Below are 12499 nucleotides of genomic sequence, written 5' to 3'. Positions count from 1 at the left end.
GGCCCGGGTGGCGGACGCCGAGGCTCATGCCGATGCGCCGGCCGGCGCGGTGCCGGTCGGGCCGCCGTGGCCCGCCGTCCCGCCCGCCACGCTGCCGACCGGGCCACCCCGTCCCGCCGTACCCGGCGGGCCGACCAGCCCCGGCAGCGCCGCCGCGCTTGCGGCCACGACGACGGCGGTCGCGCCGCCGAGCACGACGGCCCGCCGCCGGCTCCGGGCCCGTCCCCGCGCCCGGACCTCCTCCGGCGGGGCCAGCCGCAGCCCGACCACGTCCTCGCCCAGTTCCACCAGCGCCTCACGGATGCGTGCCGACATCGGCCCCCTCCTTCTCCTCGTCACCGAGCAGGGCGGCGAGCGCCGCCCGCCCCGGGAGAGATAGACCTTCACCGTCCCGACCGGCATCCCGGTGCTGCGGCTGATCTCCGCGACCGGCAGGTCATGCAGGTGGTGCAGGACGACGACCCGGCGCTGCGCCTCGGGCAGCCGCCGCAGCGCCGCCAGCAGCGCCACCCGGTCCGGGTTCGGCCCCGGTACCGGCGTCTCCCGGCCCAGCCGGGACCGCGCCGCCAGCCGGCGCCGCAGGCTGCGCCACCGGTTGGCCGACAACCGCCAGGCCACCGTCCGCACCCAACCCTCCGGATCCTGGTACGCCCCGACGGTCGACCAGCGCTGCCACGCGCGGGCGTACGCCTCCTGCGTCACGTCCTGCGCCTCCCCGAGGTCGCCGCAGAGCGCGTACAGGTGGTGCACGGTCCGGCGGGCGGTCGCCGTGTAGAACGCGTCGAAGTCCCCGGGGCCGTCCATGCCGACCCTCCTCGTGTCCGCTCTCTCCACCACCGGACACCCCGCAGGCGCTCGCCGGGTTACCCGGCGGATCAATCTCGTTCGGGCGGGTACTGAGGAAAATGTTCCTCTTCTTCTCGAATCGGATCGGCTGTCTCGGCTCGATCCTGGTCAGCGCGATCCTGACGGTGATCCTGCTCCTGATCTTCACGCGCTGAGCGCCGACCGGGTCGCCGCACCGTCGCCCGTGCCGAGCGGGCCGGCAGACGCGGGTGCTGTCAGCGGTCGGCGGGGTCCCCGGAGCGGTCGTGCCGCACCGTGGGGCCGGCGAACGGCAGCGGGCAGCAGGAGCTGTCGGCGCAGGCGAGCAGGTCGTCGCAGCCCGCCGTGACGGCGGCCCGCAGCGTGTCCCGGATGACGGCCAGGTCGGCCATCCTCAGCTCCACCTCGACGAGTTTCCACTCGGCCCGCACCCGCAGGCCGGCGTCCCGCCGGCCGCGTACGGCCGGGCCGCCCTCGTGGTGAGCCTGCGCGCAGTCCGGCGCCCCGCCTTTCGCCCCCGTCGGTCCGGTGCCGGGTCGGCCGGGCCGGTGGCGGCCGGCGTCGAGGAGCTCGGCGACCTCGTCGAGGGTGAAGCCGAGGCGCTGCGCGGTCTTGATCACCCGCAGCAGGGTGACCGCGTCCGGCGGGTAGAGCCGGTGCCCGCCGGGGGAACGCCGTGGCGTGGCGAGCAGTCCCCGACGCTCGTAGTAGCGCAGGGTCTGCGGGTTCACCCCGGCCGCCTCGGCCAGTTGGCCACTGCGCAGCTCCGGTCCGGTCACCGCGGGCCCCGCACCGACGTCGCCCGCTGCGCGAGGGCGTCGAGCACGTCGACGTGGGCCGGCGGAACCCGCACGTCGAGGGTGAGCGGGCCCGGGGTCGACCGCCGGAGGTCGAAGGCGAAGAACGAGCAGCAGGACGACTCCCGCGCGATCAGGTCGCGGATGGTCGCCGCCAGCTGCTCGCCGCCGTCGAGCCGTAGCCGCAGGTTGGTCGCCGACAGCCGGTCGGCCCCCTGGACCGCGTCCCGGAAGAGCCGGTCGAACTCGGCGAGCCGGAGCGGCCGGTCGGCCGTCGGCAGGGTGCACGCGTCCGGCACCCAGGAACCATCCGTCGGAGCAGGTCGAGCGGTCATGGCTCGACGGTAGGCCCGTACCCGGGTACCGGATGCAACCCCGATCGGGACGGTCCGGCCGCCGCTGCCGGGACCAGCCCGGACGCCGACGGCCGGCGCCGTCGTCAGCGGTAGTTGGTGAACTGGAGGGCGAGCCCGAAGTCCTCGCCCTTGAGCAGGGCGATGACGGCCTGGAGGTCGTCCTTCTTCTTGCCGGTGACCCGCAGTTGGTCGCCCTGGATCTGCGCCTGGACGCCCTTCGGGCCCTCGTCGCGGATCTTCTTGCTGATCGCCTTGGCCTTGTCCGAGTCGATGCCCTGGATCACCTTGGCGTCGACCTTGAAGGTCTTGCCCGACTGGCGCGGGTCGCCCGCGTCCAGCGACTTCAGCGAGATGTTCCGCTTGACCAGCTTCTCCTTGAAGACGTCCAGCGCGGCCCGGACCCGCTCCTCGGTCTCCGCCTGCAGGCTGATCGCCTCCTCGCCGGACCAGGAGATCTCCGCGCCGGTGCCCCGGAAGTCGAACCGCGTCGCGAGCTCCTTCTCCGTCTGGCGGACGGCGTTGTCGACCTCCTGCCGGTCGACCTTGCTCACGATGTCGAACGACGGGTTCGCTGCCATGCTCATGCTCCTGCTGTCCGGCGGTCTGTGCTGATCCGTCCCCCACTGACCAGTGGTGGGACCCCCTGACGGTACCCGCTTGCGGCGGCCCGGGGGGCAACCGCTATCCTTGCTTCCGCTGCCGCGTTCCGACGCGGTGGTACGCCCTGGCGGGTTGCCCGAGCGGCCAATGGGAGCGGACTGTAAATCCGTCGCGAAAGCTACAGAGGTTCGAATCCTCTACCCGCCACCAGGTGCGACAACGGCCCCTGATCAGCAGAGATGCTGATCGGGGGCCGTTGTCGTTTCCCCGGCGGTTCCGCTTCGTCCTGCCGGGCCGGCCGGATGCGCGAGCGGTCGGCAGGCAAGCGGTCGGTCCCGGCGGTTGCGGCCGCTTCGCGGCGGCCCCCGGTGAGGTGGCCGGTCAGCTTGTGCCGGGTCGTCCCACCCGCCCGCCGTTCGGCTTCCCGGAAGGGGTCCGCGTCGACCGTGCCGGGGTGCGGGTGGTCGGAGTCGGCCGATTCCGGGGGCGGCTGGGGGAGTTGCCGGGATAGGACCGCCCGAGGTACTTGCTCAGACATCGACGATGGTGGAGTCTGTTCGAGGGTCACCGCGACTGCCCCGGTTCGCGGTCCATTGTGATCAAGGTCAGCGATCATGACGCCTGGTGAGTGAATCCGGTCTTACGCACGGTTTGGTCAGGAAGTCGCAGTGTGCGTCTTCCGTAGCAGCGTGGGGACCGATCGTGACAGCATGCTGGGCCGGAGGGATGGGCGCGGCGGTCGAACGGATGATTTCCCTGTCTGAGGCTCTGGGGCCGGTTCTCCACCGCTTTTGCGCGTGCTTCACGTGTGGCACGATCGTGGAACCTCCATCCTCGCTGACGCTTTCTCGACAGGAGCAATCATGTCTGGTCGAAGGTTGGGCCGGCTGCTTGGCTCACTTCTTGTACTCGCCGCCCTCATCGGTGGTGTCGGCGGTGTCGATTTCGACGGCAGCACCGGGGGCGCGGTCACCGAGGACCTCGTGTGGAACTGACCGGTCTTCCGGTCCATCTTTCTTGAGCCCGGCTGTCGCATGCCCCGCGCCGGCCCGGCAGCGGCTGGCGTCGCGCACCGTACTGAACGCTGACAGCTCGAAGGAGCGGCATGGTCGGTCGCGATCAGCCACGACGCCGGTCGTCTGAGGACGCCTGGATCATCACGGCGCCGATGGCGCTGGTCGCCGTGGCCTGTGCCACGGTCGTCGGCCTCCTCGCCGATCATCCGTCCGGGCGCTGGCCGCAGGCGGCGCTCCTGTTGGGTCTCATGGTCGTGGCGGGGCTGCCGCTGATGACCCTGGTCGTGCGGCGGCAGACGGTGGCCGTCACGCTGACCGAGTTGCCGCTCGTGCTGGCGCTCTTCTACCTGCCACCGCTGAGCGTCGTGACGATCTACACGCTGACGTCGTTGATCACGCACGTCCGGCACCGGTTCGCCGCGCCGAAGGTCTGGTTCAACGTCGCGCGGGCCGCCGCCGGCACGTCCCTGGCCGTTCTGGTCCTCCAGGCGTTCCCGCCGTTGCAGGGGGTCGGACCACGGACGTGGCTCAGCATTTTCGCCGCGGTGAGCATGGTGATGCTGGTCAGCATCACCAGCGTGGCGGCGGTGCACGCCCTGCTGCACGGGTGGCCGGCCGGCCGGGGGGTTCTGCGCAGCGCCAAGACCGTGGTGCTGACCGCCGCGATCAACGTGTCGGTCGGCCTGATCATGCTGATCCTGCTCCGGAGCAGTTGGTGGTCGCTGCTCCTGCTCGCGGCCCTCGGCTCGGGGCTGGCGCTGGTCTACCGCTCCTACGCCCAGTTCTTCCGGCAGCACCGCACCCTGACCGATCTCTACGAGCTGACCCGGGCGGTGGTGGAGAGCGGGCAGAGCGGCACCCTCGCGGACGTCCTCCTCGGCCGGGTCCGTGCCCTCATGCAGGCCGAGTACGCGACCCTCTGGCTGCCGGCCCAGGGGCGGCACCCGGAGACCCTGCTCACCGCCCGGATCGACGACCCAGGGCTGCTGGACATGGCGCCCACCCCGCAGGCGATCCGGGACAAGGTGCGCGACGTCCGGCGTACCGTGGCGGTCGGTCACGGGGTGACGACGGACGGCGAGTTCCGCGCCGGCCTGACCCAGCAGCGGGTCAAGGACGCCGTGGTCGTGCCGCTGCGTTCCGGCTCGGTGGTGATCGGCACCCTGGAGGTGGCCAACCGGCTCGGCGACGGCAACTACTTCACCTCGGCGGACATCGCCCTCGTCGAGACGGTCGCCGCGCACGCCGCGGTCGCGCTGGAGAACTCCCGCCTGGTCGACCGCCTGCGGCACGACGCCGACCACGACACGTTGACCAAGCTGCCCAACCGCCGGCGGGTGAGCGCGGCGGTGGCCGAGGCAGTCAAGATCGCCGCTCCGGGCGAGGTGGTGGCGCTGCTGCTCTTCGACGTCGACCGGCTGCGCCAGGTCAACGAGACGCTGGGCCACGCCGCCGGTGACAAGATCCTCGTCGAGGTCGCCCAGCGGCTGCGGGCCTGCGCGCCCTCGTCGGCCCTGGTCGGCCGGGCCGGCGGCGACGAGTTCCTGGTGACGCTGCGGCTGGAGAGCACCGAGGCGGCGCTGGAACTGGCCGGCCAGCTGCGGGAGCAGATCCGGGACGAGATGGTCTTCGACGCGCTGACCCTCGACGTGGACACCGCCGTGGGGGTGGCCGTGCACCCCGAGCACGGCAGCGACGCCCAGGCGCTGCTCCAGCGGGTGGACCTCGCGGCGACGGCGGCCAAGTCGGTCCCGGGCAACGTCCAGCTCTACAGCCCGGCGCTGGAGTCCCGCTCGCTGCGCCGGCTGGATCTCGCCGGTGACCTGCGCCGGGCGCTGGAGGACGACGACCTGGAGGTCTACTTCCAGCCGAAGGTCACGCTGCGGGACCGGCGCCTGGTCGGGGTGGAGTGCCTCGCCCGTTGGGAGCACCCGGCGCACGGCACGGTGGCCCCGGACGACTTCGTGGCGGTGGCCGAGCACACCGGCCAGCTGGGCCGGCTCACCGAGTTCGTGCTCCGGGAGAGCCTGCGCCGCAGCCGGGACTGGCAGCACGGCAAGCAGTCGCTCGCCGTCGCGGTCAACGTGGCCGCGCGCAGCCTGACCGACCAGCACTTCCCGTCGCTCGTGCAGGAGCTGCTGGAGGAGTACGGCGTGCCACCCCAGCGGCTCACCCTGGAGGTGACCGAGGCCGGGGTGCTGGACGGCACCGAACGCCCGATCCCCACCCTGCGGCGCCTGCGCGACCTGGGCGTCCGCCTGTCGGTGGACGACTTCGGCACCGGGAACTCGTCCCTGGCCCAGCTGCGCCGGCTGCCGGTGCACGAGGTGAAGGTCGACCGCTCCTTCGTGCAGGGCATGGCGACCGACCCGGGCGACCTGGCGATCGTGAACGCGGTGGTGAACCTGTCCCAGCAGTTCGGCCTGGCGGTGGTGGCCGAGGGGGTGGAGAGCGAGCTGACCCTGGAACTGCTCCAGGACATCGGCTGCGAGATCGGCCAGGGCTTCCTGTTCAGCCGGCCGCTGCCGTACGAGCGCCTGGAGGCCTGGTTCGCCGCCCAGGTCGATCCGGAGACCATCGCGGTGGACGAGCTGCCGCGCCTGCGAGTGGTGCCCTGAGCTGCGGCGACGCGGTAAGGGGGGATCCGATTTCACCTCGGCGGCGAGGTCGTGTACTGTTTCCCCTGCGCGACACCCCACGGGGTGATCGGGTAGGCCCCCTTAGCTCAGTCGGCAGAGCGTCTCCATGGTAAGGAGAAGGTCTACGGTTCGATTCCGTAAGGGGGCTCAAAGGGTCCGGCTGGATCCGCCACGGCGGTGTAGCTCAGATGGTAGAGCAAGCGGCTCATAATCGCTGTGTCGCCGGTTCAAGTCCGGCCACCGCTACTCTCGTCCTCCGGGTTGACCCCCGGTGGTCGGTGGGATGGGCGCCACAGGCGCCCACTTTGCATGTCTGCGCAGTAGGCGCGTAGTCTCATGCGCTGTAGTTGTTACCCGTTAGCGAGGAAGGCACTCCGCCGTGGCGAAGGCGACCGATGTCCGGCCGAAGATCACTTTGGCGTGTGTGGAGTGCAAGGAGCGCAACTACATCACGCGCAAGAACCGTCGTAACGACCCGGACCGCATCGAGCTGAAGAAGTTCTGCCCCCGGGACGGCAAGCACACGGTCCACCGCGAGACCCGCTGACCCACGGCCGGCTGAGCCGGCCCGGTCCCGAAGCTCCTCCGAACGCCGATCCGTAGGGACGGTGGCCCTGTGCCGCCCGCCCCGTACGGATCGGCGTTCGTGTTTTCCGTGTAGGTTCGCGGCATGTCCCTGGACCCGTCCTTCGTCGGCCGGACCTATCCGCCGACCGCCCCCTACCAGGTGGGCCGAGAAAAGATCCGCGAGTTCGCCACGGCCATCGGCGCCACCGACCCGGCGCACCACGACCCGGAGGCCGCCCGCGCGCTCGGGCACCCCGACGTGGTCGCCCCGCCGACCTTCCCGGTGGTCGTCACCATGGCCGCCAGCCGGCAGATCGTCGAGGACCCGGAGCTGGGCGTCGACTACAGCCGGGTGGTGCACGGTGACCAGCGGTTCGCGTACACCCGGCCGGTGGTGGCCGGCGACGAGCTGGTCTGCGTCAACACCATCGAGGAGGTCACCACCCGGGGCGGGCACGGCTTCCTGACCACCCGCACCGACGTGAGCACCGCCGCCGGCGAGCCGGTGGTCGCCGTCTGGTCCAAGATCGTCGTACGCGGGGAGGCCTGACCATGGAGCTGCCCAACCAGACCTTCCGGGTGACCCGGGCCGACCTGGTCCGCTACGCGGGCGCCTCGGGCGACTTCAACCCGATCCACTGGAGCGACCGGACCGCCACCAAGGTGGGCCTGCCCGGGGTCATCGCCCACGGCATGTTCACCATGGCGCTGGTCGGTCGGGCGGTCGCCGCCTGGGCCGGCGCGCCCGACGCGGTGATCGACTTCGGGGTCCGGTTCACCCGCCCGGTGGTCGTGCCGGACACCGACGAGGGCACCGAGATCGTGGTCACCGCGGTGGTCAAGGAGACCACCGAGGCGGGCCTGACCAGGCTCGACGTCACCGCGACCTGCCACGGCGAGAAGGTGCTGTCGCAGGCCCGGGCGACCGTCCGGACCCCGCGCGACTAGGTCGGTCGACGCGCGAGGGGAGGACCGGTTGGGAAAGTCGCACGACTACCCGTACACTGGTCCGCCGTGGGGCAAGTGACCCCTGCCTGACCGTCATGGTCGGGTGGGGCGAGCGTTGCCGCACAGGGGTGTAGCTCAATTGGCAGAGCAGCGGTCTCCAAAACCGCAGGCTGCAGGTTCAAGTCCTGTCACCCCTGCGCCTCAGGCCTGACCGATCCCGTGGGTCGCGCCGCCAGTACGGCGGCGTCCGGCCCGTGGTGGTGGCACCGACGGGGTGGTTCCGAGGCATTCGGGGCCCCCTCCGGCCGGTCCGCCGGCCGCGGCCCGTCGCGGGACGGTTGGTCCGGCCGGCGTGACCACACACGCTGCGCACGCCCACCGGCGTGTGACCCGATATCCCGCACGGAGGGCGAAGTGGCCGAGAGCAAGCGGCGCGGCGAGGACGCCGGCGACGAGCGTCTGCCCGAGGACGCGGTCGTCGACGACACGGTCGTCGACGACGTGGCCGACGACGACGCCACCACCGCGGACGACGAGCCCGTCTCCCGGGGTGGCACCGCCACCCGTAAGCGGGCCCGCGCGGAGTCGACCGAGGGTCGGAAGACCCGGAAGGACACCGAGCGGATCGGGCTCTTCGCCCGCATCGCGCGGTTCTTCCGCGAGGTCGTGGCGGAGCTGCGTAAGGTCATCTGGCCGACCCGCAAGGAGCTGCTGACCTATACCGCCGTGGTGGTCACCTTCGTCGCGGTGATGCTGGCGATCGTGGCCGGCCTGGACTACGGCTTCGCGAAGGCGGTGCTGTTCGTCTTCGGCGGCAAGAGCTGACAGGCCAACAGCGATAGTGACGGAAGTGAGCGAGCGTGCCTGAGTACGACGAGACCGCCGAGACCCCGGACGAGCAGTCCACGGTGGCGACGGCGGCCAACGAGGAGTCGGTCGAGGCCGCCAGCGAGCCGGAATTCCCGACCACCGAGCCGGCCCCGGACGAGGACTTCGACCCGGTCGCCGAGCTGCGCCAGAAGCTGCGCTACGCGCCCGGCGACTGGTACGTGGTGCACTCGTACGCCGGCTACGAGAACAAGGTCAAGACCAACCTCGAGACCCGGATCACCTCCCTCGACATGGAGGAGTTCATCTACCAGGTCGAGGTGCCGACCCGGGAAGAGGTCGAGGTCAAGAACGGCAAGCGGTCGCAGGTCCAGGCGAAGGTCTTCCCGGGCTACATCCTGGTCCGGATGGAGCTGACCGCCGAGTCCTACTCCTGCGTCCGGAACACCCCGGGGGTCACCGGCTTCGTCGGGGCGACCGACCGGGCCGACCGCCCGGCGCCGCTGAGCCTCGACGAGGTGCTGAAGTGGCTGGCCCCGGCGGTGGAGACCGAGCAGAAGAAGGCCAAGCCCGAGATCAAGGTCCTCGACTTCGAGGTCGGCGACTCGGTCACCGTCACCGACGGTGCCTTCGCCTCGCTGCCGGCGACGATCAGCGAGATCAACGCCGACCAGCAGAAGCTCAAGGTGCTGGTGTCGATCTTCGGCCGGGAGACGCCGGTCGAGCTGAACTTCAACCAGGTCACCAAGATCTGACGTACGTCCGGCACCGGCGGTGGCCCTCAGGGGGCCGCCGCCGGTGTGTCGTTTTCGCCGCCGGCGGACCTCGGCGGCGGGGCAGGCGGAAGCCTGCGCTACCCTAGAACGTCGGCTGCCCGCAGCGCGCTGACCGTGCGCGTCCGCGGGCCGGCGAAAATCCCAGTTCCAAGCCCCAGGAAGAGACATGCCTCCGAAGAAGAAGCTCGTCAAGACGTTCACGCTTCAGCTGAAGGCTGGCCAGGCCACCCCGGCGCCGCCGGTCGGTCCGGCGCTCGGTCAGCACGGCGTCAACATCATGGAGTTCTGCAAGTCCTACAACGCGCAGACCGAGGCGCAGCGGGGCGACATCGTCCCGGCCGAGATCAGCGTCTACGAGGACCGGACCTTCACGTTCGTCCTGAAGACCCCGCCCGCCGCCCGGCTGCTGCTCAAGGCCGCCGGTGTCGCCAAGGGCTCGGGCGTCCCGCAGAAGGACAAGGTCGGCTCGGTGACCATGACCCAGGTTCGTGAGATCGCCGAGAAGAAGATGGTCGACCTCAACGCCAACGACATCGACCAGGCTGCGAAGATCATCGCCGGCACCGCCCGGTCGATGGGCATCATCGTCAACGACTGACGTCGGTCAGCAGCTTTCCCGATCAGTTCGTGGGAGGGCGCGCGGACACCGCGGCCCGCCATAGACCACAGGAGTAACCAGAAATGCAGCGCAGCAAGAGCTACCGCAAGGCCGCCGACGTCATCGACCGGTCGAAGCTCTACTCTCCCGCCGAGGCCGTCAAGCTGGCCAAGGAGACCACCAACGTCAAGTTCGACGCCACGGTCGAGGTCGCGATGCGCCTCGGCGTCGACCCCCGCAAGGCGGACCAGATGGTCCGCGGCACGGTCAACCTGCCGCACGGCACCGGTAAGACCGCCCGCGTGATCGTGTTCGCCGCCGGCGCGAAGGCCGAGGAGGCCGCCGCCGCGGGTGCGGACGAGGTGGGCACCGACGAGCTGGTCGCCCGTATCCAGGGCGGTTGGCTGGACTTCGACGCGGCGATCGCCACCCCCGACCAGATGGCCAAGATCGGCCGGATCGCGCGGATCCTGGGCCCGCGCGGCCTGATGCCGAACCCGAAGACCGGCACCGTGACCATGGACGTCACCAAGGCCGTCGCGGACATCAAGGGCGGCAAGATCACGTTCCGGGTGGACAAGCACTCCAACCTGCACCTGATCATCGGCAAGGCCTCCTTCTCGGAGTCCCAGCTGATCGACAACTACGCGGCGGTGCTGGACGAGGTGCTGCGCTCGAAGCCGTCCGCGGCCAAGGGCACCTTCCTCAAGAAGATCACCCTGACCACCACCATGGGCCCGGGTGTCCCGGTCGACCCGAAGGTGATCAAGAACCTGGCCGAGGTTCCGGCCGAGGCCTGAGCACGACTGCCCGGACGGGGCCCCGCCACTGTGGTGGCGGGGCCCCGTCCGTCTGTCCGCTGTGGCACGCTCGACCGATGCGGCTGGAAGATGTCTGGCTGCGGTACCACCGGCGCGCGTCGTGGGTGCTGCGGGAGACCGACGTACGGATCGAGCCGGGTGAGGTGGCCGTGGTGCTCGGCCGCAACGGCGCCGGCAAGTCCACCCTGCTCCAACTCGCGGCCGGGGTGCTGCGACCCACCCGGGGCCGGGTGGTCGACCGGCCGGCCGTCGTCGGCTGGGTGCCGGAACGCTTCCCGGCCGACCAGCCCTTCACCGTCGGGGCGTACCTGACGGCGATGGGCCGGGTGGCCGGGCTCTCCGGCCCGGAGGCGGAGCGGGCGGTGCGGCGCTGGGTGGTGCGGCTCGGCCTGACCGGCTTCCACGGGGTCCGGCTGCCGCAGCTCTCCAAGGGCACCGCCCAGAAGGTCGGCCTGGCCCAGGCCCTGCTGCGCCCGCCCGGCCTGCTCGTCCTCGACGAGCCCTGGGAAGGGCTGGACGCCGGGGCCCGCGAGCTGGTCCCGGAGATCATCGACGAGGTGCTGGCCGACGGGGGAGCGGTCCTGGTCAGCGACCACCGTGGCGAGACGGTCCGGCTCCCGGCGGCCCGGCACTGGACGGTCGCCGACGGCACCGTCACCGAGCAGCCGCCGTCCGGGGGCGAGGCCACCGCCGTGGTCGAGCTGGCGGTGCCGGCCGCGCGGGTCGCCGCCACCGTCGCCCGGTTGCGCGCCGAGGGCCATCAGATCCTGCGGGTACGCGACCACGCCGTCCCGCCCGCCACCACGCGACCCGGTCCCGACTCCCTGCCGGGCGTGCCCGACGCTCCGCCCGGGTCGTCCGATTCCCGGCCCGGGTCGGCCGATGTCCCGGCTGGGCCGGCCGACTCTCCGCCCGGGGTGCCCAACGCCCCGGCCTCGGTGCCCGACCTGCCGCCTTCAGCGTCCGATGACCGGAGCGGTGCCGACCTGACCGACGGCCCGGAGACAGCCGTCGTCGCCCCCGAGGGGGCCCGGTGATCGCACTGGCCCGGCTCCGGCTGGCCGGCTTCCTGCGTACCGGACGGGCCCTGGCCCCGGTGCTGACCGGCCTGCTCGCGCTCGGGGTGGTCTACGGCGGCGGCCGGGCCCAGCCGGCGGAGGCGTACGGCGTCTCCGCGGTGGTGCTCTTCCCGGTGCTGGCCTGGCAGACCAAGATCCTGCTGGACGTCGAGCCGGACGGGCAGCGCAAGCTGGCCCGGGTGGTCGTCGGCCCGTACCGGGAGTGGGCGGCGGGCCTGCTCGCGGCGGCCGTGGCCGGGCTCGGCACGGTGGTCGTGGCGCTGGTCCTGCCGTGGCTGGTGGGCGGGGTGACCGGCCCGGCCGGGCCGGCGGACCGGTCGGTGGCCGCCGGGGTGGCCCTCGGGCTCTGGGCCCACCTGCTCGCGCTGCCGGCCGCGCTGGCGCTGGGCGCGCTGGCCAGCCGGGCGCTCACCCGCGGCGCCGGGTACGGCGTCGCGGTGCTCGCCCTGGGCGCGGTCGGCGTCCTGGTCCTGGGGCTGTCCGGCTCGGTGGTCCCGTGGCTGGCGCCGCCGGTGCTGCCGACCGCCCGGGCGCTGGCCGGGCACCTGGCCCCCGCCTCGGGGGTGCTGCTGACGGCCTGGGCGGCGGCCTGGGCCGCGGCCGTCCTCGCCGGCTACGCCTGGTGCCGGCGCACCCGCGCCTGAGCCGG

15 protein-coding genes, 4 tRNA genes and 1 pseudogene are annotated in these 12499 nt (G+C 72.0%); 14 read left to right on the top strand and 6 right to left on the bottom strand.

Going from position 1 to position 12499, the window contains the following annotated elements:
• Positions 1–24 precede the first annotated feature (24 nt).
• The 5 genes and pseudogenes from GA0070611_RS19275 to GA0070611_RS19255 form a co-directional block, all read right to left on the bottom strand.
• Positions 25–315, bottom strand: coding sequence for a hypothetical protein (locus tag GA0070611_RS19275; RefSeq protein WP_091666265.1), 291 nt, complete (start codon positions 313–315; stop codon positions 25–27).
• Positions 296–804 (bottom strand): annotated as a pseudogene (locus GA0070611_RS19270) (SigE family RNA polymerase sigma factor). The gene GA0070611_RS19275 and the pseudogene GA0070611_RS19270 overlap by 20 nt, the downstream one beginning before the upstream one ends.
• A gap of 257 nt (positions 805–1061) precedes the next feature.
• Positions 1062–1604, bottom strand: a complete 543-nt coding sequence (locus GA0070611_RS19265; RefSeq protein ID WP_091666262.1) for a MerR family transcriptional regulator — start codon at positions 1602–1604, stop codon at positions 1062–1064.
• Positions 1601–1957, bottom strand: a complete 357-nt coding sequence (locus GA0070611_RS19260; protein ID WP_091666259.1) for a hypothetical protein — start codon at positions 1955–1957, stop codon at positions 1601–1603. The genes GA0070611_RS19265 and GA0070611_RS19260 overlap by 4 nt, the downstream gene beginning before the upstream one ends.
• 104 nt (positions 1958–2061) lie before the next feature.
• On the bottom strand, positions 2062–2556 hold the full coding sequence (locus tag GA0070611_RS19255; protein WP_157740352.1) for a YajQ family cyclic di-GMP-binding protein: 495 nt from the start codon (positions 2554–2556) through the stop codon (positions 2062–2064).
• A 148-nt stretch (positions 2557–2704) separates the two neighbouring features.
• Here GA0070611_RS19255 and GA0070611_RS19250 point away from each other — a divergent pair.
• Positions 2705–2788, top strand: a tRNA-Tyr gene (locus tag GA0070611_RS19250).
• Positions 2789–3474: 686 nt separating this feature from the next.
• Here the strand turns inward: GA0070611_RS19250 and GA0070611_RS31140 are convergent.
• Complete coding sequence (locus GA0070611_RS31140) at positions 3475–3705, bottom strand: hypothetical protein (protein WP_167604385.1); 231 nt, start codon at positions 3703–3705, stop codon at positions 3475–3477.
• Between GA0070611_RS31140 and GA0070611_RS19245 the strand changes: the two genes are divergently transcribed.
• From GA0070611_RS19245 to GA0070611_RS19185, 13 genes are all read left to right on the top strand, one after another.
• Positions 3684–6212, top strand: a complete 2529-nt coding sequence (locus tag GA0070611_RS19245) for a putative bifunctional diguanylate cyclase/phosphodiesterase (protein WP_091666254.1) — start codon at positions 3684–3686, stop codon at positions 6210–6212. The two genes, GA0070611_RS31140 and GA0070611_RS19245, sit on opposite strands and share 22 nt — an antisense overlap.
• A 96-nt stretch (positions 6213–6308) precedes the next feature.
• Positions 6309–6381: transfer RNA gene (locus GA0070611_RS19240), tRNA-Thr, on the top strand.
• A 25-nt stretch (positions 6382–6406) separates the two neighbouring features.
• Positions 6407–6479 (top strand) — tRNA-Met (locus tag GA0070611_RS19235).
• A gap of 133 nt (positions 6480–6612) precedes the next feature.
• Positions 6613–6780 carry a 50S ribosomal protein L33 gene (rpmG, locus tag GA0070611_RS19230; RefSeq protein ID WP_013288652.1) on the top strand — a complete coding sequence of 56 codons (168 nt, stop codon included), beginning with the start codon at positions 6613–6615 and terminating at the stop codon, positions 6778–6780.
• Between the two features lie 123 nt (positions 6781–6903).
• Positions 6904–7350, top strand: coding sequence for a MaoC family dehydratase N-terminal domain-containing protein (locus GA0070611_RS19225; RefSeq protein WP_091666251.1), 447 nt, complete (start codon positions 6904–6906; stop codon positions 7348–7350).
• Between the two features lie 2 nt (positions 7351–7352).
• On the top strand, positions 7353–7748 hold the full coding sequence (locus GA0070611_RS19220) for a MaoC family dehydratase (protein ID WP_091666248.1): 396 nt from the start codon (positions 7353–7355) through the stop codon (positions 7746–7748).
• Between the two features lie 124 nt (positions 7749–7872).
• Positions 7873–7945, top strand: a tRNA-Trp gene (locus GA0070611_RS19215).
• A 217-nt stretch (positions 7946–8162) separates the two neighbouring features.
• Positions 8163–8573 carry a preprotein translocase subunit SecE gene (secE, locus tag GA0070611_RS19210; RefSeq protein ID WP_091666246.1) on the top strand — a complete coding sequence of 137 codons (411 nt, stop codon included), beginning with the start codon at positions 8163–8165 and terminating at the stop codon, positions 8571–8573.
• Between the two features lie 35 nt (positions 8574–8608).
• Positions 8609–9331, top strand: coding sequence for a transcription termination/antitermination protein NusG (gene nusG / locus GA0070611_RS19205; protein WP_091666243.1), 723 nt, complete (start codon positions 8609–8611; stop codon positions 9329–9331).
• A gap of 187 nt (positions 9332–9518) precedes the next feature.
• Positions 9519–9950 carry a 50S ribosomal protein L11 gene (gene rplK / locus GA0070611_RS19200; protein ID WP_091666241.1) on the top strand — a complete coding sequence of 144 codons (432 nt, stop codon included), beginning with the start codon at positions 9519–9521 and terminating at the stop codon, positions 9948–9950.
• Positions 9951–10033: 83 nt separating this feature from the next.
• The gene (gene rplA / locus GA0070611_RS19195; protein ID WP_091666238.1) at positions 10034–10750 is read left to right on the top strand and encodes a 50S ribosomal protein L1; all 717 of its coding nucleotides are present in this window, start codon (positions 10034–10036) and stop codon (positions 10748–10750) included.
• A gap of 77 nt (positions 10751–10827) precedes the next feature.
• On the top strand, positions 10828–11808 hold the full coding sequence (locus GA0070611_RS19190; RefSeq protein WP_091666236.1) for an ATP-binding cassette domain-containing protein: 981 nt from the start codon (positions 10828–10830) through the stop codon (positions 11806–11808).
• The gene (locus GA0070611_RS19185; protein ID WP_091666233.1) at positions 11805–12494 is read left to right on the top strand and encodes a hypothetical protein; all 690 of its coding nucleotides are present in this window, start codon (positions 11805–11807) and stop codon (positions 12492–12494) included. Before GA0070611_RS19190 ends, GA0070611_RS19185 begins: the two co-directional genes overlap by 4 nt.
• Positions 12495–12499: the final 5 nt, after the last annotated feature.

The sequence above is a fragment of the Micromonospora auratinigra genome (assembly GCF_900089595.1).
Classification (GTDB): domain Bacteria; phylum Actinomycetota; class Actinomycetes; order Mycobacteriales; family Micromonosporaceae; genus Micromonospora; species Micromonospora auratinigra.
This window is presented reverse-complemented; position numbering and strand designations above follow the sequence as displayed.